This window comes from Pseudomonas sp. A-1, assembly GCF_004801855.1.
GTDB lineage: Bacteria > Pseudomonadota > Gammaproteobacteria > Pseudomonadales > Pseudomonadaceae > Geopseudomonas.
In genome coordinates this window covers 54,470-79,274 of sequence record NZ_SSTC01000001.1, presented here as the reverse complement: position 1 = coordinate 79,274, position 24,805 = coordinate 54,470, and the positions used below count along the sequence as shown (strand labels likewise).

Annotated in this window: 19 protein-coding genes and 1 pseudogene; 19 read left to right on the top strand and 1 reads right to left on the bottom strand. The window is 57.7% G+C overall.

Going from position 1 to position 24,805, the window contains the following annotated elements; genetic code table 11:
• Positions 1–15: 15 nt before the first annotated feature.
• Positions 16–2,076 carry a nucleoside-diphosphate sugar epimerase/dehydratase gene (locus E5198_RS00345; RefSeq protein WP_178084027.1) on the bottom strand — a complete coding sequence of 687 codons (2,061 nt, stop codon included), beginning with the start codon at positions 2,074–2,076 and terminating at the stop codon, positions 16–18.
• 277 nt (positions 2,077–2,353) lie between these two features.
• On the opposite strand from E5198_RS00345, the gene rfaH reads away from it, so the two are divergent.
• From rfaH to E5198_RS00250, 19 genes and pseudogenes are all read left to right on the top strand, one after another.
• The gene (gene rfaH, locus E5198_RS00340; protein WP_136488023.1) at positions 2,354–2,881 is read left to right on the top strand and encodes a transcription/translation regulatory transformer protein RfaH; all 528 of its coding nucleotides are present in this window, start codon (positions 2,354–2,356) and stop codon (positions 2,879–2,881) included.
• A 261-nt stretch (positions 2,882–3,142) separates the two neighbouring features.
• Entirely contained in the window at positions 3,143–4,585 is a 1,443-nt protein-coding gene (locus E5198_RS00335) for an MBL fold metallo-hydrolase (protein WP_136488022.1), read from the top strand.
• Between the two features lie 135 nt (positions 4,586–4,720).
• Entirely contained in the window at positions 4,721–5,329 is a 609-nt protein-coding gene (locus E5198_RS00330) for a hypothetical protein (protein ID WP_136488021.1), read from the top strand.
• A 92-nt stretch (positions 5,330–5,421) separates the two neighbouring features.
• Positions 5,422–6,588, top strand: a complete 1,167-nt coding sequence (locus E5198_RS00325) for an outer membrane beta-barrel protein (protein ID WP_168772451.1) — start codon at positions 5,422–5,424, stop codon at positions 6,586–6,588.
• A gap of 73 nt (positions 6,589–6,661) precedes the next feature.
• Positions 6,662–7,201, top strand: coding sequence for a polysaccharide biosynthesis/export family protein (locus tag E5198_RS00320; RefSeq protein WP_136488020.1), 540 nt, complete (start codon positions 6,662–6,664; stop codon positions 7,199–7,201).
• A gap of 2 nt (positions 7,202–7,203) precedes the next feature.
• A complete protein-coding gene (locus tag E5198_RS00315) occupies positions 7,204–9,447 on the top strand; it encodes a polysaccharide biosynthesis tyrosine autokinase (protein WP_136488019.1) in 2,244 nt (747 codons plus the stop codon).
• A 182-nt stretch (positions 9,448–9,629) separates the two neighbouring features.
• Positions 9,630–10,355, top strand: coding sequence for a tyrosine-protein phosphatase (locus tag E5198_RS00310; RefSeq protein WP_136488018.1), 726 nt, complete (start codon positions 9,630–9,632; stop codon positions 10,353–10,355).
• A gap of 78 nt (positions 10,356–10,433) precedes the next feature.
• Positions 10,434–11,183: a hypothetical protein gene (locus tag E5198_RS00305; protein WP_136488017.1), complete on the top strand. Its 750-nt coding sequence runs from the start codon at positions 10,434–10,436 to the stop codon at positions 11,181–11,183.
• A 211-nt stretch (positions 11,184–11,394) separates the two neighbouring features.
• A complete protein-coding gene (locus E5198_RS00300) occupies positions 11,395–12,786 on the top strand; it encodes an undecaprenyl-phosphate glucose phosphotransferase (RefSeq protein ID WP_256658918.1) in 1,392 nt (463 codons plus the stop codon).
• 87 nt (positions 12,787–12,873) lie between these two features.
• The gene (gene wecB, locus E5198_RS00295) at positions 12,874–13,995 is read left to right on the top strand and encodes a non-hydrolyzing UDP-N-acetylglucosamine 2-epimerase (protein ID WP_136488015.1); all 1,122 of its coding nucleotides are present in this window, start codon (positions 12,874–12,876) and stop codon (positions 13,993–13,995) included.
• 100 nt (positions 13,996–14,095) lie between these two features.
• Complete coding sequence (wecC, locus tag E5198_RS00290; RefSeq protein ID WP_136488014.1) at positions 14,096–15,367, top strand: UDP-N-acetyl-D-mannosamine dehydrogenase; 1,272 nt, start codon at positions 14,096–14,098, stop codon at positions 15,365–15,367.
• A gap of 4 nt (positions 15,368–15,371) precedes the next feature.
• Entirely contained in the window at positions 15,372–16,910 is a 1,539-nt protein-coding gene (locus E5198_RS00285) for a lipopolysaccharide biosynthesis protein (protein ID WP_136488013.1), read from the top strand.
• 32 nt (positions 16,911–16,942) lie between these two features.
• Positions 16,943–18,079: a polysaccharide pyruvyl transferase family protein gene (locus tag E5198_RS00280; RefSeq protein ID WP_218569021.1), complete on the top strand. Its 1,137-nt coding sequence runs from the start codon at positions 16,943–16,945 to the stop codon at positions 18,077–18,079.
• A 2-nt stretch (positions 18,080–18,081) separates the two neighbouring features.
• Positions 18,082–19,083 carry a glycosyltransferase family 2 protein gene (locus tag E5198_RS00275; protein ID WP_136488012.1) on the top strand — a complete coding sequence of 334 codons (1,002 nt, stop codon included), beginning with the start codon at positions 18,082–18,084 and terminating at the stop codon, positions 19,081–19,083.
• Positions 19,071–20,351 (top strand): VpsF family polysaccharide biosynthesis protein, encoded by a 1,281-nt coding sequence (locus E5198_RS00270; RefSeq protein ID WP_305956025.1) that lies wholly within the window; start codon positions 19,071–19,073, stop codon positions 20,349–20,351. Before E5198_RS00275 ends, E5198_RS00270 begins: the two co-directional genes overlap by 13 nt.
• A 34-nt stretch (positions 20,352–20,385) precedes the next feature.
• Positions 20,386–21,534, top strand: a complete 1,149-nt coding sequence (locus tag E5198_RS00265) for a VpsD family glycosyltransferase (protein ID WP_136488010.1) — start codon at positions 20,386–20,388, stop codon at positions 21,532–21,534.
• Positions 21,535–21,923: 389 nt separating this feature from the next.
• Positions 21,924–23,000, top strand: coding sequence for a glycosyltransferase family 4 protein (locus E5198_RS00260; RefSeq protein ID WP_136488009.1), 1,077 nt, complete (start codon positions 21,924–21,926; stop codon positions 22,998–23,000).
• A gap of 495 nt (positions 23,001–23,495) precedes the next feature.
• Positions 23,496–23,669, top strand: a pseudogene (locus tag E5198_RS22270) (DapH/DapD/GlmU-related protein); the annotation flags it as partial.
• Positions 23,669–24,775 carry a hypothetical protein gene (locus E5198_RS00250; protein ID WP_136488008.1) on the top strand — a complete coding sequence of 369 codons (1,107 nt, stop codon included), beginning with the start codon at positions 23,669–23,671 and terminating at the stop codon, positions 24,773–24,775. The pseudogene E5198_RS22270 and the gene E5198_RS00250, both read left to right, overlap by 1 nt.
• Positions 24,776–24,805 lie beyond the last annotated feature (30 nt).

Below are 24,805 nucleotides of genomic sequence, written 5' to 3'. Positions count from 1 at the left end.
CGGCAGCCCGCGGCGCTAGCGCCCGCGCCCTCCCGACCCCACCGCCTCGCTCACCTCGTCGCCCAGCTCCCGGGCCGCGGACGGGGCGGCTTCCTCCTGGCCGTGCAGCCAGTCGACATCGGCATCCGGCGTGTAGCCGCTGACGATCCGGCACAGCAGCTCCCGCACCAGCGGGTAGTCGTCGACGCGGATCGCCTGGACCATCTCGACCATCAGCGCCTTGAGCTCCTCCCACGGCATGTGCACCTCGTTGGCGCGCATGATCATCGGGTGCTCGGTCGGCAGCACGTTGTCGCCGATCAGCAGCTCCTCGTAGAGCTTCTCCCCCGGACGCAGGCCGGTGAACTCGATGTCGATGTCGCCATCGGGGTTCGCCTCCGAGCGCACCGTCAGCCCGGAGAGATGCACCATCTTCTCCGCCATCTGGGCGATCTTCACCGGCTCGCCCATGTCCAGCACGAACACGTCGCCACTGTCGCCCATGGAGCCGGCCTGGATCACCAGCTGCGCGGCCTCGGGGATGGTCATGAAGTAACGGGTCATTTCCGGATGGGTCACGGTGATCGGCCCGCCGCGGCGGATCTGCTCGCGGAACAGCGGGATCACCGAGCCGGAAGAGCCCAGCACGTTGCCGAAGCGCACCATCACGAAGCGGGTGCGGTTGGGCTGCGCCGGCAGGTCGGGCTCGCCGTACAGCACCACCTGCGGCTCGCAGGCCAGCGCCTGCAGCACCAGCTCGGCCATGCGCTTGGTGCTGCCCATCACGTTGGTCGGGCGCACCGCCTTGTCGGTGGAGATCAGCACGAAGTTGCGCACGCCGGCGCGCAGGGCCGACTGGGCGGCATAGAGGGTGCCCAGGGTGTTGTTGAGCACGCCCTCGGCCACGTTGTGCTCGACCATCGGCACATGCTTGTAGGCCGCCGCGTGGTACACGGTGTCGACCTTCCAGATCTGCATCACCTCGAGCATGCGCACCGGATAGCGCACCGAGCCGAGGGTCGACACCAGGCGCACCGGCAGGCTCTCCCGGGCGATGCGCTGCTCCAGCTCGTTCTGGATGGTGTAGAGATTGAACTCCGAGTGATCGAAGAGGATCAGCACGGTGGGCCCGCCGTCGAGGATCTGCCGGCACAGCTCGGCGCCGATGGAACCGCCCGCCCCGGTCACCATCACCACCTGGCCGCGGATGCAGCGCTCCAGCAGCTCGGGGCGGGGCGCCACCGGATCGCGCCCCAGCAGGTCGGCGATGTCCACCGCCTTGAGATCCTCGACCTTCACCCGCCCGCCGGCCAGGTCGGCGATGCTCGGCATGGTGCGCACCGGCAGCGAGCAGGACTCGAGCATGTCGAGGATCTGCCGTCGCCGCGCCCGGCTGGCCGAGGGAATCGCCAGCAGGATCTCCTCGGCGCCGGTTTCCTTGAGCATGCGCTCGAGCAGGTTGGGCGGATACACCGGCAGCCCGGCGATCACCCGGTGGGCCAGCTGCAGGTCGTCGTCGATGAACGCCACCGGGCGCCGGCTGCGCCCCGCGATCAAGGCATGGACCAGCTGGTTGCCGGCCATGCCGGCCCCGTAGATCGCCACCCGGGGCAACCCGGACTGACGCAGCAGGGACGGCGCGCGCAGGTTGAACCAGTCGCCGGTGAAGTACTGGCGCATGGCGATGCGCAGCCCGCCCAGCAGCAGCAGGCTCAGCAGCCAGTAGTGGAAGACCAGCGAGCGCGGCACCGCGGCGGCAGCCTCGCCGGCCAGAAGGACGACCAGCGCCAGCAGCAGCGCCGACAGGCTCACCGCCTTGGCGATGGCGAACAGCGCGGCATTGCCGAGGCGACGCATCACCGCCCGATACATCCCCAGGCGAATGAACACCGGCACGGCCAGCGCGGGGGTGACGAGGAACAGCCAGGCATGGTGGCCGAAGGGCTCGACAAGACCGGCATCGCCCAGCCCCCCTTGGAGCGCCAGCCACAACGCCAGCCAGATCAGCGGCACATCGGTCGCGAGCTGCAGCAGGCGCTTGTGGCCCGAAGGGAGGCGCAACAGCCGATAACGGAGAGAAGCCCGGTTCGCGCTCATGAACACCACCATTGCCCATATAAAAGGTTAAGCCTTTCTGCAAAGGTAGTTCACCGGGCGGCACTTCGCCGTCGGGTGGTCACTTCAGCATTACCGGGACTGCGGAGCCCCGATCAGGCTCGCCAACAAGCCGTCATCCGACATGCTGCATGCCAAGTGGATACCATGTGGATGTCAAAAGCGCCGACACATGGCAGAATCCGGCCATACGTAAAAAACTTGCAGGGTGGGCGTCGCCGAAGGCGCCGGCCGATCGCAAGACAAGGACGAAAACCGCATGAGCAGCAGCCTCACGCCCGAGCAGCAAGCATCCAGCCCGCAGCACGCCTGGTACCTCATCCAGTGCAAGCCGCGCCAGGACGAGCGCGCCGAAGAAAATCTGCAGCGCCAGGGCTACACCTGCTACCGCCCCCGCCACACCCGCGAACGCCTGCTGCGCGGACAGCGCCAGATGCTCGAAGAGTCGCTGTTTCCCGGCTACCTGTTCATCCAGCTCAGCCAGCTCGACAACTGGGCACCGCTGCGCTCCACCCGCGGCGTCAGCCGCGTGGTCGGCTTCGGCAACCAGCCCCTGCCCGTCAGCCAGGAACTGATCGACTGCCTGCAGCAGCGCTGCTGCGCCGTCCCCGCCGAACAGCTGCTCGAAGCCGGCGACAGGGTGCGCCTCAACGACGGCGCCTTCGCCGAGCTGGAAGCCATCTTCCTGTCCATGGACGGTAACGAGCGCGTGGTACTGCTGATGAACATACTGCACCGGGAACAGAAAGTCCGCGTGCCGCTATCAAGCATTCGCAAGGCCGAATAACCGGAATAGGGAAAAAAGCTTACAGACAGGAGCCTGTGACAGACCACACAATAAATGGCTGATAAACGGACCCAGGGAACAGGGCTACCCCAGTAGCACCCCCCATAATCTCGACTCGACTGCCGAACCGGACACGCAAGCTGCGTGTAGCCGGCTGGCATGCATATGCACAAAGCCACGTTCTCAGGATATGACGGAAAATCCTGGGGCGGTAGCGTGCCCGAAGTGCGGCAACCACGGCCCCGTTAACGGACTGACATCATGGCCTACCCGCAAATCCTGCATCACGGCGCCGCCCACGGCGTTACCGGCTCCTGCCACCAACTGCTGCTGGATAACCAGCATAGCCTGCTGATCGACTGCGGACTGTTCCAGGGAGCGGAAACCTCCGCCGACGGCCTGGGCAACGCCGAGCAGCTGCAGATCGGCTTCGACACCCGGAACATCCGGGCGCTCGTCGCCACCCACGTGCACGTCGACCACATCGGCCGCCTGCCGCAACTGCTCGCCGCGGGCTTCAAGGGGCCGATCCTGTGCAGCGAGCCCTCGGCCCGCCTGCTGCCGCTGGTGCTGGAAGACGCCTTCCGCCTCGGCGTCAGCCGCGACGCGAAACTGCTCGAGCGCTATCTCAGCCTGATCGGGATGCGCACCATCGCGCTGCCGTACAAGACCTGGTTCAGCATAGTCGACGATCCGCAACTGCACGCGCGCATCCGCCTGCAACGTGCCGGCCACATCCTCGGCTCGGCCTATGTGGAGTGCGACCTGCGCTATCGCAGCAGCGGCGAAAAACGGCGCATCGTCTTCTCCGGCGACCTGGGCGCCACCCATACGCCCCTGCTGCCGGCGCCGAAATCGCCGTGGAAGGCCGACACCCTGGTGCTGGAAAGCACCTACGGCGACCGCCGCCACGCCTCGCGCGCCAACCGCCGCCGGCAACTGCAGGCGGTCATCGAGAAGGCCCTGGTCGACAACGGCAGCGTGCTGATCCCGGCGTTCAGCATCGGCCGCACCCAGGAACTGCTGTACGAACTGGAAGACATCATCCACCGGATGAAGCTCCCCGCCGCGGAGAAGAGCGGCGCCCCGCAGGACAACCCCTGGCCCGGCCTGCCGATCGTGCTCGACTCGCCGCTGGCCAGCCGCTTCACCGAGGTCTACCAGCAGCTGCAACCCTACTGGGACAAGGAAGCGCTGCGCCGCGTCGGCAAGGGCCGCAACCCGCTGGGGTTCGCCAACCTGATAACCGTCGACAGCCACAGCGACCACCTGAGCATGGTGCGCCACCTGGCGCAGAGCGGCCGCCCGGCCATCGTCATCGCCGCCAGCGGCATGTGCGCCGGCGGCCGGATCGTCGACTACCTCAAGGCAATGCTCGGCGACAGACGGCACAATGTGGTGTTCGTCGGCTATCAGGCCAAGGGCACGCCCGGCCAGGCCATCCAGCAATACGGCCCGCGCGGCGGCTACGTCGACCTCGACGGCGAGCGCATCGACATCCGCGCCGGCGTCGAAACCCTGGGCGGCTACTCCGCCCATGCCGACCAGCAGGGACTGGTCAGCTTCGTCACCCGCATGCGCCACTGGCCGAGCGAAATCCGCCTGGTGCATGGCGAGGACATCGCAAAACGGCAATTGGCCCGTGCCTTGCAAGAGCAATACAGGCAAAATGCGCGCACAGTGACGATCGAGACCGGTCTGTAGAAAGCCGCTGAACTGCCGATAGATACAATCTGCAGCTCAGGCGCACATTCTGCAGGCCTGCGCTGCACCTCTGATATCTCCTTGCCACACCGATATCGGCAAGTTCACCAGCTGTAAACAACGAGGACGTTGAACATGCGTAAAACCCTTACCGCCTTCTCCATCGCCCTGGCACTGGCCTCCGGCCAGGCCATGGCGGATCAAGCCACTGTCGATGCCCTGAGCGCTGCCGGCATCGCCCTGACCGCAGAGCAAACCCAGGCTGTCGCTGCCGCTGAAGGCGAAGCGCTGGTTCAAGCCATCGCTGCCGTGGTTGCCGCCAATCCGGAAGCTGCTGTTGCCATCGTCACCGCCGCCATTGCTGCCAACCCGTCCCAGGCTGCAGCCATCACCGGCGCCGCCGTCGCCGCCGCGCCGGCTCAGGCCACCACCATCGCCAGTGCCGCCGTAGCCACCGCACGCGACGCAGAGACCGCCGCTGCCATCGGCAAGGCTGCCGTGGATGCCGCCCAGGGCCAGGCCGCCAAAGAAGCCGTAGCCAGCGCTGCCACCGCTGCCGCCGCAAGCTTCGCCGTCAGCGTAGGCGTCAGCCCTGACGGCAAGGGCGTGGCCTCCATTGCCGGCGTCAGCACCGACAGCGCGCAAGGCGGCAGCGCCGGCGGCACCACCACTACCACCACCGGCGGCATCCCGAGCGGCACCGGCGGCGGCGGCGGCAGCAGCACCCCTGCCAGCCAGAACTGATCCGCCTCCCGGACTTAACCCCCCGATGGCGGCAGGAATGCCGCCATCCCGGTAACCATCCCCTGCCCCTTGCAGGAAAGGAATTTTTTTCAATGAGCAAGAAACTGCACATCAGCCTGCTGGCGCTGGCCGTCTCCGCCGCCAGCAGCAGCGTGCTGGCCCTGGAGGCCGCGAGCATCAAGCTGGCCGACGGCCTCGAATTCACCCCGACCCTGCAGGTCAGCGAACGCTACGACGACAACTTCCGCGAAGTGGAACGCAACGAGGAGTCGTCCTGGATCACCACCATCGCCCCGACCTTCAGCCTCGGCGCCGAAGGCCGCAAGAGCGCCTACAAGCTGAGCTACACCGCGGTCAGCGACACCTTCCACTCGAGCCACAAGGACAACAACACCGACCATCACCTGACGGCCGATGCCGGTTTCGAGTTCGATGCGCGCAACCGCCTGAAGCTGAATGCCGGCTACCACGACATCGAGGAGACCGCTTCGGTCGACCAGAATGTCGAGAACGACATGTACAACACCAAGAACGTCGGTGGCGTGTACACCTTCGGCGCCCAGAGCGCCCGTGCGCAGATCGACTTCGGTGCCAACTACGAGGAACTGCGCTACACCAACAGCAACGGCCTCAATGCCGACAAGGAGCGCGACACCACCGCGCTGCGCAGCACCTTCTACTACCGCATCGCGCCGAAGACCAAGGCCCTGCTGGAAGGTCGCTACACCGACTACGACTACACCAACACTGCCGGCCGTCGCAAGAACAGCGACAACACCGGCCTGCTTGCCGGTCTGACCTGGGAAGCCACCGCCAAGACCACCGGTACCGCCAAGTTCGGTCGCGAGAAGAAGGACTTCGACGATTCGCGCGTCGGCGAAAAGTCCACCGGCATGTGGGAAGTCGGCGCCACCTGGGAGCCGCGCACCTACTCGCGCTTCAACCTGAACACCCGCCGCGGCTTCGACGAGGGCGAGGACAACGCTTCCACCATCAAGACCCAGACCACCACCCTGAGCTGGGAACATGACTGGGCCGAGCGTCTGACCTCCAACGTCAGCTACACCCGCAGCGACCGCAAGTACCAGGACATCACCCGCGAAGACAAGCTCGACAGCTTCGGCATCGGCCTGACCTACGAAATGCGTCGCTGGCTGGACGTCGGCATCGGCTACAAGTACGCCGAGAACGACTCCGACGCCATCAACGAGAGCTACGAGCGCAACATCTACGCCCTGACGCTCAACGCCAGCCTGTAATCCCTTGCAGCCGGCCAGGAGGGGGCGAACGCCCCCTCCCATCTGCACCGCCCCAACAGAGAACCCGAGCCACATGGTCATCCGTTACTTCCTCCGCCTGATCCTCGGCCTGATCCTGCTGAACAGCAGCATGGCCATGGCTGAAGGCAACTCCACCTACAAGCTGGCCTCCGGCGACGTCATCCGCATCAGTGTCTTCGGCGAACCCGACCTCAGCTTCGAGGAAGTACGCCTCAACGATGCCGGCATCTTCTCCTACCCCTTCATCGGCGAAGTGCGCGCCAAGGGCAAGACCGCCACGGAAATCGAAAAGGTGCTCACGGAAAGCCTCAAGGGCGACTACCTGGTCGACCCGCGCGTCTCGGTCAGCGTGCTGGAGTATCGCGAGTTCTTCATCAGCGGCGAAGTCAAGACCCCCGGCGGCTACAAGTTCCAGCCCGGTCTGACCCTGCGCCGCGCCGTGGCCCTGGCAGGCGGCCTGACCGAGCGCGCCTCGACCGGCCGCATCACCATCATTCGCGACCAGGATTCCAGCCGTACTCCGCAACCGGCCACCCTCGACACCATCGTCATGCCCGGCGACACCATCACCATTGACCAGGGTTTCTTCTAAGAATGGAAAGCAACGCCCAGATTAACGAGCGCAACCTGATCGCCCAGCGCGTCGACGAGGACGATGACGAGATCGACCTGCTGCAGCTGTGGCAGACCATCTGGCGGCGCAAGTGGAGCATCATCACCCTGGTGCTGGTGGTCGCTATGGTGGCCGTGCTCGCCGTGCTGAACATCACGCCCATCTACCGCGCGGGCGCCACCCTGCTGATCGAACAGAAGCAGGCAAACGTGGTGTCCATCGAGCAGATCTACGGCCTGGACGGCACCGGCAGCGAATACCTGCAGACCCAGTTCGAGCTGCTCAAGTCGCGAGCCCTCGCCGAGCGCGTGGTCAAGCAGCTGAACCTGACCACCCACCCCGAATTCGACCCGCGCCAGCAACCCGAGCCGCTGATCGACATCGGCGGTCTGCTGGCCAACTTCAAGGTCAGCCAGGTCGTGCCCGCCACCCTGCCGGAAGACCTGGAGGAAGGCGTCGACCCGACCGAAGCGATGATCTTCGACGAAGTCACCAAGTCCTTCATGAAGCGCATCAGCGTCGCCCCGCAAGGCAAGAGCCAGCTGGTGCGCGTCGAGGTCGAGATGGCCGATGCGCGCATGGCCGCCAAGGCCGCCAACGCCCTGGCCAACGGCTTCATCGAGGGCCAGCTGGAGGCGACCATGGAAATGTCCATGACCGCCACCAACTGGATGAACAGCCGCCTCTCCGAGCTGCGCGTCAAGCTCAAGGATGCCGAGGACAAGCTGCAGGCCTTCCGCGAGAAGGAGAATCTGGTGGACATCGACGGCGTGGCGACCATCAGTGCCGCCGAGCTGTCGGCCACCAGCGACCGCATGGTCGATGCGCGCCGCCAGCGCGCCGAGGCGGAGAGCATGTACCGGCAGATCCAGTCCAGCCGCGGCGGCGGCTGGGAAAAGCTCGCCAGCATTCCGGCAGTACTGGGCGACCCGCTGATCCAGCAGTTCAAGGCCAACCAGGCCAAGGCCCAGGCCAAGGTGGACGAACTGTCCAAGCGCTACGGAGCCCGCCACCCGACCATGGAGGCCGCGCGCACCGAACTGGCCGCTGCCTCCGCCAGCCTGCGCGGCCAGGTCGAACAGGTGGTCGCCGGCATCGAGCGCAACTACCAGCTGGCCGTGGCCAACGAAGGCTCGCTGCGCGCTTCGGTGGACGCCAACAAGGCACAGATCCAGCACATCTCGCGCAAGGAATTCAAGCTGCGCGAACTGCAGCGCGAGGTGGAAGCCAACCGCGCCCTGTACGACACCTTCCTCAACCGCCTGAAGGAAACCAGCGCCACCTCCGACCTGGAAAGCGCCAACGCCCGCGTGGTCGACCAGGCCGTGGTGCCGACCCTCCCGGTCAAGCCGAAGAAGTCGCTTATCGTCGCCATCGCCGGCCTGCTCGCCCTGTTCGTTGGTATCGGCCTGACTCTGCTGCTTGAAGCGCTGAACAATACCTTCAAGAGCACCGAGCAGGTGGAGAACAAGCTCAACCTGCCGGTGCTGGGCATCCTGCCACTGGTCAAGAACAAGCAGCGCGCGGAAGTCGCCCACCTGTTCAGCGACAACAAGGACCGCAGCTTCAGCGAATCGATCCGTACCATCCGCACCGGCGTGGTGCTCTCCGGCATGGACGATCCGCACAAGGTTCTGGTGATCACCTCCTCCGTTCCCGGCGAAGGCAAGAGCACCGTTGCCGCCAACCTGGCCATGGCCCTCGGCCAGATGGAAAAGGTGCTGCTGATCGACGCCGACATGCGCCGCCCGACCCTGGCGAAGAACTTCGACTTCGCAGTCGGCACCCCCGGCCTGGCCAACCTGATCGCCGGTACCGCCAAGCTGGAGGAGTGCATCAAGCACGTCGACGGCATCGACATGCTCAGCGCCGGCGCCGTGCCGCCGAACCCACTGGAGCTGCTGTCGTCGTCGCGCTTCGAGAAGGTCCTCGAATTCCTGCGCAGCAAGTACGACCGCGTGGTCATCGACTCACCGCCGACCCAGGCGGTCAGCGACGCCACCGTGCTCGCCACCCATGCCAACGCCCTGCTCTACGTGATCAAGTCCGAAGCCACGCCCGTTCCGCTGGCGCAGAAAGGCGTCGGCCAGCTGCTGCAGAACAACGCCCCAGTCACTGGCGTCATCCTCAACCAGGTCGACATCCAGAAGGCCAAGAAACAGGGCTACAGCTACGGCGGCTACTACGACTACTACGGCTACAGCAACGACGCCCAGAAGGCATAAGTCACAGAGCCCGCTGTAGGGGCGAATTCATTCGCCACGAACCGATCGCTCCCACGCTCCGGCGTGGGAGCGCATCACCGGCCGCTCCGCGGCACTGCTGCAATCCCGATCATTCCCACGCTCCCGCGTGGGAACGCATCACCAGCCGTTCTGCGGCCATACCGTGATACCAGAACACACCGATGATTGACCTGCACAACCACCTGCTCCCCGGTATCGACGACGGCGCCCCCGACCTGGAAACCGCCCTGCGACTGGCGCGCATCGCGGTACAGGACGGCATCACCCACATCGTCTGCACTCCGCACATCCACCCCGGCCGCTACGACAACGACCGCCAGAGCATCCACCAGGCCCACCACACCCTCACCACCGGCCTGGCCGAGGCCGGCATCGAGCTGCAGGTCAGTTGGGCCGCCGAGGTACGCTTCGGCATGGAACTGATGGCCAGCCTCGCCGACGGCGCCCTTCCCTTCCTCGGCCGCTGGCAGGACAGGAAAGTGCTGCTGCTGGAGTTCCCGCACGGCGAAGTCCCCTTCGGTGCGGAACGACTCACCGCCTGGCTGCTGCAGCGCAATGTCGTCCCGATGATCGCCCACCCCGAACGCAACAAGGGCATCATGCGCGCGCCGAACAAGCTCAAGCCCTTCATCGAGCAGGGCTGCCTGCTGCAGGTCACTGCCGGAGCCGTCGCCGGCCACTTCGGCGGCACCGCCCAGGGCATCGCCCATACCCTGCTGCAACAGGGCCTGGTCACCATCCTCGCCAGCGACGCCCACAACGAGCAGCACCGCCCGCCCCGACTCTCCGAAGGAATGGAGCACGCCGCACGCATCGTCGGCGACAGCCAGGCCGAGCGCCTGGTCAAGGATACCCCCTGGCAGATCGCCCAACACCATTTCGTTTGACCAGCAGCCCCTCCCCACAGAGGGAGGGGCACGGCACTCAGCGCCGGTCAAACACCCGCAGAAGAACGCCCCAGCTCGATGACCACCACCGTCCCGCTCCCCAGTCGGCGCCGCAACCGCTCGCGCAGCACCACGCAAGACGCGAAGCCGCTCGCCCAGCGCTTCGCCATCCTGCTGGCCATCGCCCTCAGCCTGCCGCTGCTCTACACCGGCAGCCGCCTGCTGCTCGCCGCCATCGCGGCCTACCAGACCCAGGCCTTTCTCGACGACTGGACCGTCAAGGGCGAAGAGCCCAGCCCGCGTGCCTGGCAGATCGCCCATGACGCCGCGCAGCGCGCCGTCGATCTCCATCCCGGCGACAATGGCGAATACCTGCAGCGCCTCGGTCACGTCCAGCAGTGGAAACAGTACCGCCAGCCGTTCGGGGCCGCCGAGGCCGAGCAGTCGCGCCGCGCCGCCCTGGAGGCCTTCCGCGCCGCCAGCCGGGTTCGTCCGACCTGGCCGGACAACTGGACCGCCCTGGCCTACGCCAAGCTCTACCTGCTCGAGTTCGACGGCGAGTTCGCCCATGCCCTCGAACAAGCCCGCGACCTCGGCCCGACGCGCCTCGCCATCAACCGCAGCCGGGCGGAAATCGGCCTGATCGCCTGGCCGCAACTGGACACGCAACAGCGCCAGGCGACTCTCGAAGCCGCACGCATGACCGTGAAACACAGTACAGGCGAGGCACGGAAGTTGCTCGAAATCGCCGGCCAAACCGGCATGACCGAGGTGCTGTGCGACAACCTCGCTGCCACCGAGAAGCAGGATCGCAAGATCTGCCAATAGCACCCCAGTCACCCGCAGCGCGGCGCAATCCATGCGCCCGCTGCCCGCACACAGGCTCAGGACGATGCCCAAGACCTCCACTGCCCACCAGGACACTCCCCGGGCCCCGCACCGCAGAGTCATGACCGCGCCATTGGTCAGAACAAGCCTCCAGCGGCATGATGCCCACTCCCGGGGCTATAGCGTTCCACTCCAGAGCAAGGCTCATCCCGTGACCCGCAAACGCGAAACCATCCTGCCCGGCGGCCGCGGCCTGACCTTCTGGGGTCAATGGCTAGTAGCCATCACCCTGGCCATCCTGCTGCTCGGCGCACTGGCCATCATCAAGACCGGCGAGCTCGGCACCCCCTACCGCACCCTCGCCGTATTCGCGGTGCTTGCCTCGGTGCCCGCCTACGCCCTGCTGCGCGTCTACGACAAGCGCCACGGCTACCTCACCGGCCTTGGCCGCCTGCTCGGCGGCTGGCTGCTGCTGCTGGCCGGCCTCACCGCAGTTGCCTTCGTCACCAAGACCAGCGAACTGTTCTCCCGCGAAGTCACCCTGACCTGGGCGCTGCTCGGCTTCGCCATCCAGGCTGGCACCTACCTGCCGCTGCAGCACGTATCTCGTCGCTATCACCAGAAGCTGCAGACTGAGCGCACCTCGCTGATCGTCGGTACCGGCGACCTCGCCCTAGAGCTGGCCGACAAGCTGGTACGCCAGCGGCACGAGCCCCTGGTCGGTCTGGTCGCCTCCGACAGGTCCGAACTTCCCAGCAACAGCCTCTACCCCGTCCTGGGCGGACTCGAGCACCTGCGCGCGCTGATCGCCGAGCACAACATCCGCCGGCTATACATCGCTCTGCCGCTGGCCGAAGCCGAGCAGATCGAGGGCCTGTACATCGACCTGCTGGACGCCAACGTCGACGTGGTATGGATTCCCGATCTGGCCAGCATGATGCTGCTCAACCACTCGGTCAGCGACATCGGCGGCCTGCCGGCCATCCATCTCAACGAGAGCCCACTGACCGCCTACCCCACTGCCGCCTTCACCAAGGCGGCGATGGACCGCGTCTTCGCCCTGCTGGCACTGCTCGCCCTCAGCCCGCTGATGCTGACCATCGCCCTACTGGTCAAGCGCTCCTCCCCTGGCCCGGTGATCTTCAAGCAGAAGCGCCACGGCTGGAACGGCCAGGTCATCGAGGTATGGAAGTTCCGCTCCATGCGCATGCATGACGACCAGGTGGTCAAGCAGGCAACCCGCAACGACGACCGCATCACCCCCATCGGCCGCTTCATCCGCCGCACCTCCATCGACGAACTGCCGCAGTTCATCAACGTGCTGCAGGGGCGCATGTCGCTGGTCGGCCCGCGCCCGCACGCTGTGGCACACAACGACTACTACACCGGCAAGATCGACGCCTACATGACCCGCCACCGCATCAAGCCCGGCATCACCGGCCTGGCACAGGTCAGTGGCTGCCGGGGCGAGACCGAAACCCTGGACAAGATGGAAAAGCGCGTCGAGCTGGATCTGGCCTATATCAACAACTGGTCGGTGTGGCTGGACCTGAAGATCCTGATCAAGACACCGTTCACACTGCTTTCCAAAGATATTTACTGAAACCAGCCAAAGCTCTTCCTGCGCGGGAGCGAACCTGCTCGCGACGCTCCGCAAGGAATCCGCAGAACATTTCTCCAGGACTACCCCATGAAAACCCTCTGCGTCTTCGGCACCCGCCCCGAAGCCATCAAGATGGCCCCCCTCGCCCTCGCCCTGGCCGCCGACGAGCGCTTCGACGCCAAGGTCTGCGTCACCGGGCAGCATCGCGAAATGCTCGACCAGGTGCTCGACCTGTTCGGGATCGAGCCCGAGTTCGATCTCAACATCATGAAGCCCGGCCAGGACCTGACCGACGTCAGCACCGCCATCCTGCAGGGCATGAAGGGTGTTTTCAGCAAGTTCAAGCCGGACATGGTGCTAGTGCACGGCGATACCGCGACCACCTTCGCGACCAGCCTGGCAGCCTACTACCACCAGATTCCTGTCGCCCATGTCGAAGCCGGCCTGCGCACCGGCAACCTCTACTCGCCCTGGCCGGAAGAAGCCAACCGCAAGCTGACCGGTGCGCTGGCCAACCTGCACTTCGCCCCGACCGAGAACTCCAGGGACAACCTTCTCAACGAAGGGGTCAATCCGGGGAAAATCGTCGTCACCGGCAATACCGTGATCGATGCCCTGCTGGATGTGGTCAAGCGCCTGGACGAAGACCACGAGCTGCATGCACGCGCCTCTGCCCCCTCCGCCTTCCTCAGCCCGGCCCGCAAGCTGATCCTGGTCACCGGGCACCGTCGCGAGAGTTTCGGCGGTGGCTTCGAGCGTATCTGCCAGGCCCTGATGGAAGTCGCACAGCAACACCCGGAAGTCGACATCGTCTACCCCGTGCACCTGAATCCCAACGTGCGCGAACCGGTCAACCGCCTGCTCCGGGGCATCGATAACATCCACCTGATCGAGCCGCTGGACTACCTGCCTTTCGTGCATCTGATGAGCCGAGCGCACATCATCCTCACCGACTCCGGCGGGATACAGGAGGAAGCACCCTCGCTGGGCAAGCCGGTACTGGTGATGCGCGATACTACCGAGCGTCCCGAAGCAGTAGCAGCCGGTACAGTCAAGTTGGTCGGCACCGATGTCGCCAACATGGTCAGCGAACTCAACCGCCTGCTGCTGGATAGCGACGCCTACCGCGCCATGAGCTTCGCCCACAACCCCTACGGCGACGGCCAGGCCTGCCAGCGCATCCTTGAAGCCCTGCTCGCCAAGCGCTGATCAACAAACTTTCGCCCTAACTCCCCTCCCCCTCGGAGAGAGGGGGGAGGGGACAAGCCACACCCCACATATATCCTGACAACTCAAGGAAGAAAGACCCATGCCCTTCCAGACCATCTCCGTCATCGGCCTCGGCTATATCGGCCTGCCCACCGCCGCCGTGTTCGCCTCGCGCAAGAAGCGCGTCATCGGCGTCGATGTCAACCAGAAGGCCGTCGACACCATCAACCGCGGCGAAATCCATATCGTCGAGCCCGACCTGGACATGGTGGTACATGCCGCCGTGACCGAAGGCTACCTGCGTGCCACCACTATCCCGGAAGCCGCGGATGCCTTCCTGATCGCCGTACCCACCCCGTTCAAGGATGGCCATGAGCCGGACCTGGACTACATCGAGTCCGCCAGCAAGGCCATCGCCCCGGTGCTGAAAAAGGGCGACCTGGTCATCCTCGAATCCACCTCCCCGGTCGGCGCCACCGAACAGATGTCCGCCTGGCTGGCCGAAGCCCGGCCGGACCTGAGCTTCCCGCAGACCCACAGCGAAGACTCCGATGTCCGCATCGCCCACTGCCCCGAGCGCGTGCTGCCGGGCCACGTGCTGCGCGAACTGGTGCAGAACGACCGGGTCATCGGCGGCATGACTCCCAAGTGTTCGGCGGCCGCAGCAGCCCTGTACAAGATCTTCGTCGAAGGCGAGTGCGTGATCACCAATGCGCGTACCGCCGAGATGTGCAAGCTGACCGAAAACAGCTTCCGCGACGTCAATATCGCCTTCGCTAACGAGCTGTCGATCATCTGCGACAAGCTGGATATCAATGTCTGGGAACTGATCCGCCTGGCCAACCGCCACCCGCGCGTCAATATCCTCCAGCCCGGCCCGGGCGTCGGCGGCCACTGCATCGCTGTAGATCCGTGGTTCATCGTCAGCAAGACCCCGGAAGAAGCCCGCCTGATTCGCACCGCCCGCGAAGTGAACGACAGCAAGCCTGAATGGGTATTGAACAAGGTCAAGCTGGCGGTTGCCGAATTCCTCCAGGCCAATCCGGAAAAAACTGCCAAGGATGTGACCATTGCCTGCTTCGGCTTGGCCTTCAAGCCGGATATCGACGATCTGCGCGAAAGCCCGGCATTGGCAATTACCCAGCAGATCGCTGCCAGCCATCCCGGCCCGGTAGTGGCTGTGGAGCCGAATATCGAGGAACTGCCGGGCAAGCTGACAGGCAAGCTCAATCTGACCAACATCGAGGCAGCGCAGGCTGAGGCGGATGTGATCGTGCTGCTGGTAGATCACAAGGAATTCAGGACCATGAGCAAGACGGCACTCAGCCAGAAAGCTCTGGTGGATACCCGCGGCGTGATCGAGTCGTGCTGAAACCATGCTAGCCAGCAACCACAAGCGCATATTGCGCAACACGGCCATGCTGTACATGCGCATGCTGTTGGCCATGGCCGTCGGCCTCTATACCTCCCGCGTTGTATTGGAGGTGCTCGGTATCGAGGATTTTGGTACCTACCATGTGGTGGCCGGTTTTGTGGCCCTGCTGGGCTTCATGCAAGGCGCGATGACCACTGCTACCCAGCGTTATTTTGCCTTTGACCTCGGGCAGAACGAGGGCAGCAATCTGCGCAGTCTGTTCAATACCAGCCTGCAGATTCACGCACTGATGGCAATGTGCATCGCGCTGCTGGCCGAAACGGCTGGTTACTGGTTCGTCAGTACCCAACTGACCATCCCACCCGACCGGCTGGATGCCGCGCTCACGGCCTATCACCTGTCGATCGCTGCATTTGCCGTCAGCGTGATGACAGTTCCCCTGACCGCAATGCTCATGGCCAACGAACGCATGGGACTGTTTGCTCTGATGAGCATGACCGATGTACTGCTCAAGCTGGTGGCGGTATTGCTATTGTCATACTTGGCCTCTGACAAACTGAGCACCTACGCCGCGCTGTTGTTGGGCGTGGCACTGATCAGCTTCAGCGGCTACCTGCTGATCAACCACACCCTCTTCCCGGCGGTGCGGTTGCAGTGGGGTTGGGATGGCGAGCGATTTCGCAGCATGCTCGGTTTTACCGCTTGGAGCACCTGGGGAAACCTGGCGGCAGCCATGTCCGGGCATGGTAATAACGTCCTGCTTAATATCTTCTTTGGCCCTGCCGTCAATGCTGGTCGTAGCATCGCTTCTCAGGCCAATGGTGCATTGAATCAATTCGTGTCGAACGTCCAAGCAGCTATCAATCCGCAGATTATCAAGCAATACGCTGCCGGGCAGCATCAGCAGATGCACGAACTGGTTCAGAAAGCATCGAAATACAACTTCTTTCTGTTGCTCACCCTCGCTATGCCGGTACTTCTTTATACCGAGCAACTGCTGGGTATCTGGCTGGCGGCACCCCCAGAATACGCTGCAGTATTTCTGAGACTAACAATCATCGCTTCACTGATCGAATCCCTATCACGGCCCATGATGACCTTAGCCCAAGCCACAGGGAAGATCCGCTTATACCAGACCGTGGTCGGTGGGTTATTGCTTTGCAATGTGCCACTATCCTTCCTAGCGTTGACTATTTGGCAAAAGCCGACTCTGGTGCTCTGGACGAGCATCATTTTTGAAGCGACTGCATTATTCGCTCGCCTGATTATCTTGCGGCGTCTGACAGGTATGGCCGTGGTCCGTTACCTGAAACTAACTATCAGTCGCGTCATTATGGTTTCCTCTACTGCTGGGACAATTAATTATCTTATGGTTTTTGAAAGCGCGAGCGGCCTGACTCTTTTTCTTGGGCTACTTATTAATGTCACCAGCACGATTATTACGATTTACCTGCTTGGGCTTGACAACCTGGAAAAGAAGTATTTATCCAAAATTACAACCAAGTCATGTAGAAAATTTTTTAATTTTTCTACAAATTAAAAAAAGCAGAAAAATGTAGAGCATCAATAAGCATGAAAATAGCAATCATGACCCAGCCTCTGGGAACAAACTACGGTGGCATCATGCAAGCTTGGGCGCTGCAGCAGGTGCTTAAACGCATGGGGCATAACCCAGTTACTATTGACCGCCAACCGGATGCTAAAGGTCTAGCTTACCATGCTGCCCGCCTTGGCTATCGCACACTGCAAAAGGCACTGGGCAAACGCAAAGCCCCGATCAATTTCGAGCGCCATCTGCCGACCATTCTGCAGCACACCCGAGCGTTTATTGACCAAAACCTCAGCATATCTGAACCACTTGGCAGCACTGCAAAACTCAAGGCGCATTTTGTCCGCGAGGAATACGACGCAGTGATCGTCGGTAGCGACCAAACTTGGCGCCCCCAATATTCACCGAACATTGAAAACTTCTTTCTCGATTTTCTTGAAGGCTTCGAAATTAAGCGTATTGCCTACGCATCATCCTTCGGCGTGGACGAATGGGAGTTTACCGAAGAGCAGACCCGACGCTGCGCGGCGTTGGCCAAACGGTTCGACTCCATCAGCGTGCGCGAGGACTCAGGCGTCGAGCTGTGCCGCAAACACCTTGGTGTAGAAGCCAGCCACGTACTTGACCCCACCCTGCTGCTGGATAAGGCCGATTACCAGCAACTGATCGGCCCCGAGCGGCTGAGCAGCAAACCCTACGGCGTTTACACCTACTTCCTCGATAAAACACCGGCCAAACAGACTCTAGCACAGCAAGCCAGCGAGCAGTTGGATGAGCCGGTTTATTCCTGTCAGGCACGACTAAGTGTGACTGATGAATTCCAAGGCAGCCTAGATAGCTTCATTATGCCGAGCTGCCTGGACTGGTTAGCTGGGTTTGCCAATTGCCGCTATGTGGTAACTGATTCTTTTCACGGAATGGTTTTCTCAATTATATTTGGGAAGCCATTTTTCGTCATAAGGAATGAGGGACGCGGCCAGGCGAGAATTGAATCCCTATCCAGAAGTTTTGAATGCGAAAAGCTATTATCAAACAAAAAAATGCCCTTTAAAAATGAAAAATTCATTCTTGAAGAAGCCCCAAAAAATCTAACTGAAAAATTAAATTCTGCGTCCTACTTTGGAATAAATTTCCTAAAACACAGCACCACGAATAACTAAAAATGACAACCCCAAATATTTCAGTTATTGTACCAATATACAACGCAACAAACCGAATTGAAGCCTCAATAACTTCACTATTGAGGCAAAAAAATATTGCATTAGAAATTATTTTGGTCGACGACTCATCAAGAGATGACTCTTGGAAAAAAATTGAAATCTTGGCAACAAAAAACAAAAATATAAAGACCATAAGATTTAACGAAAATAGAGGCGTTTATCAGGCAAGATTGGCTGGCATTAAAGTAGCCTCTTCACCTTGGATTGGCTTTCTAGACGCAGATGACATAGCAACGGAGCACATGTTCGAAAAACTGCATACCGCAGCAATTTCTCAGAGCGTTGATGTGGTCATATGCGGATCGTACCAAGTAAGCCCAGAGAGAAAAAGACTAAGAAAGAGGACGTCTTTTAAAAAAAATCAGCGAATCAACCAAGATATATTTAGCCGTTTTTGTAACCTCGAGTTTGGTGATGGTGCATTATGGAACAAACTGTACCGAGCCGAAATACTTAAAAACTTACCTTTAGACAATATACCATGGAGGCAAAAAATCAACGAAGACATGATAACCAACATTGGCGTATTCCAAAAAGCACGATCAATCTATTTAATGAAAGACATGCTTCATGAGTACGTCGTCAACCCCCATAGCGTGACAGCCAACAATAGAAATGACTCAGCTTACGTTGATACATTCCGCGCTTACGCCGCCGCACTACAAATATATAAAAATTTTGATGATATTTCCTTGCTGAACATTACCCAGCTATACCGAAACCAGCTTGATAGCCCCCCGTGCAGATTTGACGACATTGACTTTATAAGCACTCATCACTCTGAGGAACTGACTGAAGCCACCAACCTGATAATTGGAATTTATTCAAACGGGCTGGGACTACTTTGCTGCCGACCAATGAAAATCACCAACTTGCCAATAAAAATGCTGGCAAAAAACCTATTTAAAAGAACTTTATTACGCCTTACAGATTGCGTTCGTTAGACTTTGACTGGGCCTTAGAGTTGAATATATCTCGCCACACAATATCTGCTTCTGCACTTGCCTTTTACCTACTGGCATTATCTATAAGTCTCAGATTGGTACTGGGCGACACGATTCTTAACAACATATACCCCTACACAAGCGAAGGCGGAAATCCGGTTTTAAAAATCCACCCTGGCACTTGGGTGATAATTGCGTCGCTGCTGATCCTTGGTGGGGCCATCGGCTACGGAAAACTCCTATCTAACTTCGCAATAAATAACAAGTCCATTTTTATAGCCACCATATGCACCTGCATTACCATGTTATACACAGTTATCATGTGGGGCATAGGTGGGGCAGCTTACTTCATCGACACTTACCTCTACTCATTGATAGCATTAATCCTTGCAGCCCACCTAAACAAAAAACACACAACGCAGCTATTCAAAGCTATTATTTACATCATCACCCTAAACTCTTCAATTGCCATCTATGAGTACACAACCAGAAGCCACCTTGTTCCTAACCCTTTAACGGGAACATACTGGTTTTTTCGGGCCAATGCGCTTATGGCTCACCCCCTGAATAATGCTTTAATAACGATTTCCGTTGCCTTGGTGGCTCTTATCTCACCTATTAGCCGTTTCTGGCGATGGAATATATTCATCCTGTGTCTTTTGGCATTATTGGCTTTCGCGACTAGAGCTTCTCTTGCAGTATATATTTTAGCCACTTTTTTGATACTCTGGACTTATGCATTCACAGGAAAACTGAGCAAAAAAAACAGGCTGTTGTATGTGGTTATTCTTCCTTTTTTAGTCGTCTTACTGGTTATCGGATTTTATCTTGCAATTTTCCATACCCATATAGGCTTTGGCATTGCATCCAGACTCACTTTTGATGCGTCTGCTATGGCTCGACTAGATGCTGTTGACTTCCTGCTTCGCGTCGATGCCGGGAGCTATTTATTAGGAGCCGGATCGGAAGGTTTCTCGCAGCTTGTGGCAAGGCTTTCGTCAGTTTCAATTATTGAAAATTTCTGGATTCAGTTAATTGTTACCTTGGGCTTGCCGGTTTTTGGTGTTTTAATTTATGGCTTTTTTTCGCTCACGAAATGGCTTGCTGAAGGTTCATCTTTACAATATAAAATCGTCATTCTGACTTTTCTTCTGGCGGCAAGCACCAATAATTCACTGAGCGTTAAGACTGCAGCACTGGCTGTATTCCTTCTGTCCTTGTATCTAACTAAAAAGATGCACGAATTTCAGACAGTAAGCGCCAGGTGATGCATCCGACCGTTGGCCATAAAAGGTTCATGATGTGAAAAAGAAAATATTGCTGATAATGCCGATATCCACATTAGATTTTGGAAAAAAAAATGCTGGCGGCGTTGACTCTGTCTGTCAGGAATTACTCAAGACGATGATCAAGGATCCGGTTGAAAAGTATGAATACCGCGTCCTGGCCTTCGACCCTACCTCAAAATCAACGTATAACGAGCTGCCTCTTCAGCTAACGAAAAATATAAGTATAGTTATGGCGCCCACCAATGAAAATCTGGGAAAACTCTTCGCACCTGGAATTCTCTCTCAGCTATACCGAGTTCATCAGCAAATAAAAAATTTTCAACCAGACATCGTGCATTCACACCAATTGGTATGGCTTATAGGCGTTAGCAGCAAGTATTTTCGTATAGCTACTCTACACGCCTATAAATGGATAGGCCGAAAAAAGGAAAGTCTTTTAAATGACTTACTGTATGTAAATATTTTACCTGCCATAGCAAAACGCTTTGTCGATCAGTTTACATGTGTAGGCAATATCTTGAAGAAGGCCCTGACTGGCGAAACAAATACACCAACGATTATTATTGACAACCCTCTGAATGAGGTTTTTTTTAAGGTAAATAGCTTTGAACCTAAGCCTACCGACCAGATAAGTTTAATCACTTGCTCTGTTGTTAATCCAAAAAAAAGAATAGATCTAATATTGCTTTTACTACGATCATTGCGAGACCATGGCATTGATGCCTGCCTATCTATTGCTGGCCCTATCAACAACAAAGAGCACTATAATCAGCTAAGAAATATAATTGAAAGATACGATCTAAACTCCTGTGTTCGTTTTCTTGGCCAGACCCCTCCCATTGAAATAGCCGAACTCTACAGTACTCACCACGCGGGTATTTTTCTGTCCGAAGAAGAAACATTTGGCTTGGCGCCACTGGAGATGCTCGCAGCCAACTTGCCTATTATTGCATCACCTGTTGGCTATCTCGGTGAAAATAAGCATATTTTTGAAGGTCGCGGTGTTTTATATTTTGACGGTAGCACCCCCCCCGTTGTCGAGTTTTTAAAAAGTCTATCAACCGCGAAAAGTAAAATCCCATATCCGCATCTGAAGGAATATCTATCATCTTCTTCAGTAGTAAAAAAATACGAAAGACTATATGAGCTCACATCCTATTGATACCGGGGTGCCTGCTGAAAATGGCCTGATCGGTCACATCCCGCGACCTGCCATGCGGGATGCCCTGCGAGCACTTAGCCCGGCGCATGAATGCCAGAAGCAGCCTTTGTCGCTGTCTGGCACAGTGCAGATGTAAGTTTTTAGAGATAGTCTGAAAAGCGACATGAATAACTTATAATAAATTAAGTTCTGACTTCTGTGTCAGCGCTGCTTTTCGTGATTACTCGTTAAAAATATGACAACAAACCAAGACGTAAATATCACTAAACTTAATCAACATAAAGCTTCTTAGCCCTTGCGATCACCCTGCATCAAAAACCTTATCTATCAACCAATAGCGCTTCACAACCACTTTAAGCCAAACGATGACTGACTCATGGTAGGTAATTTTGAAAGTACTAATCAACACACCTGACACCAGCCTGCTCGGCGGAGTTGCAAATCATTACAAAGGGCTTTTTCCTTACTGGAAAAACACAATTCACTACAATTACATTGGATCGCGAAAGCGACTCCCTGGAATATTTTGCCTCCCATTTGACCTCGTAAAGTTTGCAATTAAACTATCATTCGGCCGCTACGACGCAGTTGTTTTAAATCCATCCCTAATAGCAAACGCAACAATAAGGGACGGACTATTCTTGATGATATCCTGTTTTTTCTCGGTCAAAAAGATAGTTTTTTTCCATGGCTGGGAATCGGAATTTGCCGAGAAAATATCCCGTAGCCCGAAACTTTTTTCTTGGATTTATGGAAGAGCTGATTGCTTCATAGTGCTTGCCTCATCCTTTAAGAGGCAGTTACTGGAATGGGGTATCCACACGCCGACATTTTTAACGACCACGAAATTCGATGATCGTTTGATAGTGGGCCGAGATATTCGAGCGAGACACCATGTTGAAAGTTTGCTTTTTCTCGCCCGAATAGAGGAGGAAAAAGGAATTTTTGTTGCTCTCTCGGCATTTCAAATTCTGCAATCGGATTTTCCTGATTTGCGATTTAAAGTCGTGGGTAACGGAGGTGCTTTGGAAGATGCAAAGCGCTTCGTAATTGACAAGAGAATAGATCACGTCGAGTTCTGTGGAGTACTCTCTGGCTCAGCGCTATCGGAGGCCTTCACGCAGTCTGACATTTACTTACTACCAACGTGGCACGGGGAAGGCATGCCTACTTCTATATTGGAGGCGATGGCCTTTGGCTTGCCCGTTATTACACGACCAGTCGGAGGAATTTGCGATTTCTTTATTGACGGAGACATGGGCGAACTGATTAGCAGCAAGAACCCTGAGGACTTCGCCCTAGCTATACGTAAATTCCTAGAAAGCGATGTACTATTACAAGAAACATCTGAATTCAACAAAAGCTTTGCGCGCGACCACTTTGCCGCTTCAAAAGTTGCACGAAGCTTAGAGTCGATATTTTACTCCACATTAGAAGAAAAATCTAAGCATCATCAGAGCAAGTAAACCTGATAGCTGGCGCTGCGCTCGCGCGTGAAACACTTGAGGCACATCAAAAATCCTATAGAGCTTATTCGACAAGTTTATTCCACGCCAATTCAAATTTTATATAACATTAAATCTTACCAGACGAAGCAGGCAAGTATTGTGAAGCCTTTATCTGTTCTTTTCATATGCTTTTATAGACTGATTGCAATGAGGCTTCCTCATAGCTTTTGGCCGGGTGGTTTTTTATTTAGCAATTTGCGCCGCTACATCCTGATCGGAATGGGCTGTCGCATTGGTATTAACTGTGAGCTGGAGCCTGGTATCGATGTTGGCTTTCGACCCGATTTGCATATCGGAGATCGCTGCCAGATCAATCAGAACACTTCGATTAAATCCGCCCGGATTGGTAACGATGTAATGATTGCGCCAGGAGTAGTTTTACTTGACAGGCAGCACAATTATGCTCGCACCGACATACCGATGGCACAGCAGGGCGATACTTTACGAAAACTTACAGTAATTGCAGACGATGTCTGGATTGGTCAAAACGTCATCGTGATGCCGGGGATCAATATTGGCACCGGCGTAATTGTTGGGGCTGGATCGGTAGTTACCAAAGACCTACCTGATTGGAGTATTGCGGCTGGCGTGCCAGCCAAGATTATACGCTACCGCAAGGATATTGAATGAAATACTACGACCCTTACGATATTTGGTCATTGCCCAGCCTGGGTGATCTCAAAATCAAGTGGACGCAGGGAAAAAAGAAGTCATCAGTGATTGTTCCCTTGATAGGGATCCTGGAGATCATAGCCCCCAATCACTTGCGTAAATACATGAGCGTTAAGCCTAATATATTTGCGCATGTCGAGGCAATGCGATATTTATCCGGCGACCTCACGCCACGCGAAACACTTGATGTATTCACTACCACAAGAGTACGTGACTGTGCTTGGGGCTTGCCATTCTCCTGGTTCTCAAAGAATGGCGTCTATCCAGCGAATACTCCTTACATCACCAATACGCCTTATGTAATGGAGGCACTTCTCGACATAGCGTGCCTACCAGAGTTTAAAGTTAAGGCGGATCGGCTTTTTGAGCAGACTTGGGATTTTCTTGAAACTCTGGAGGTCATGCATTCAACCAGTTCGGAGTTGGCGCTTTCCTATGCGCCTATTCGAGAGCCCCGGATGGTAGTCAACGCGAACAGTTACGCCGCACTTGCTTACGCACTGCATGCCGTTTATGGGAATGATGAGATCAGAGCATTGGCCACGGAGCGTGCCGAGCGCCTGATTAACTGGGTTCTGGCTCAGCAGCAGGAAAATGGGAGTTGGTTCTATTACGCTGATGACGCTCCCGGCAATTTTATCGATGGCTTTCACTCCTGCTTTGTAATAAAAAATCTCTTAAAAACACAAAAATTACTACCTAATCTGGAAGCGCTCACCCAGCCAGCAATCAACAATGGATGGCTATATGTTCGAAATTACCTATATGACCCTCAACACAATCTGTGCCGCCGATTTAGTCACCGCTCACACAGGGATCCATTTCGCTGGGACTTATATGACCAGGCTGAATATCTTGGATTACTGATAGACTTCGAACTTCTTGATGAGGCACAAAATTTCGCTTCGCGTGTCGAGTCACGTTTTCAGCGTAATAGCGAATGGTTTTGCCGCATTGATATTTTTGGGCGGCCTTGGGGCAAGGGTTTTCGTCGCTGGGGAATCACCCCTTACCTTTATCAAAGGTACCGTTTGCAACATCTTAACGCGGGGTCGAATTGATGTGTGGTGTACTGGGATCTGTTGATCTTC

Bases quoted from the DNA above. Each gene is read 5' to 3' on its own strand.
- E5198_RS00345 (WP_178084027.1), bottom strand. From the start codon at position 2,076: ATGAGCGCGAACCGGGCTTCTCTCCGTTATCGGCTGTTGCGCCTCCCT.
- rfaH (WP_136488023.1), top strand. From the start codon at position 2,354: ATGAGCAGCAGCCTCACGCCCGAGCAGCAAGCATCCAGCCCGCAGCAC.
- E5198_RS00335 (WP_136488022.1), top strand. From the start codon at position 3,143: ATGGCCTACCCGCAAATCCTGCATCACGGCGCCGCCCACGGCGTTACC.
- E5198_RS00330 (WP_136488021.1), top strand. From the start codon at position 4,721: ATGCGTAAAACCCTTACCGCCTTCTCCATCGCCCTGGCACTGGCCTCC.
- E5198_RS00325 (WP_168772451.1), top strand. From the start codon at position 5,422: ATGAGCAAGAAACTGCACATCAGCCTGCTGGCGCTGGCCGTCTCCGCC.
- E5198_RS00320 (WP_136488020.1), top strand. From the start codon at position 6,662: ATGGTCATCCGTTACTTCCTCCGCCTGATCCTCGGCCTGATCCTGCTG.
- E5198_RS00315 (WP_136488019.1), top strand. From the start codon at position 7,204: ATGGAAAGCAACGCCCAGATTAACGAGCGCAACCTGATCGCCCAGCGC.
- E5198_RS00310 (WP_136488018.1), top strand. From the start codon at position 9,630: ATGATTGACCTGCACAACCACCTGCTCCCCGGTATCGACGACGGCGCC.
- E5198_RS00305 (WP_136488017.1), top strand. From the start codon at position 10,434: ATGACCACCACCGTCCCGCTCCCCAGTCGGCGCCGCAACCGCTCGCGC.
- wecB (WP_136488015.1), top strand. From the start codon at position 12,874: ATGAAAACCCTCTGCGTCTTCGGCACCCGCCCCGAAGCCATCAAGATG.
- wecC (WP_136488014.1), top strand. From the start codon at position 14,096: ATGCCCTTCCAGACCATCTCCGTCATCGGCCTCGGCTATATCGGCCTG.
- E5198_RS00285 (WP_136488013.1), top strand. From the start codon at position 15,372: ATGCTAGCCAGCAACCACAAGCGCATATTGCGCAACACGGCCATGCTG.
- E5198_RS00280 (WP_218569021.1), top strand. From the start codon at position 16,943: ATGAAAATAGCAATCATGACCCAGCCTCTGGGAACAAACTACGGTGGC.
- E5198_RS00275 (WP_136488012.1), top strand. From the start codon at position 18,082: ATGACAACCCCAAATATTTCAGTTATTGTACCAATATACAACGCAACA.
- E5198_RS00250 (WP_136488008.1), top strand. From the start codon at position 23,669: ATGAAATACTACGACCCTTACGATATTTGGTCATTGCCCAGCCTGGGT.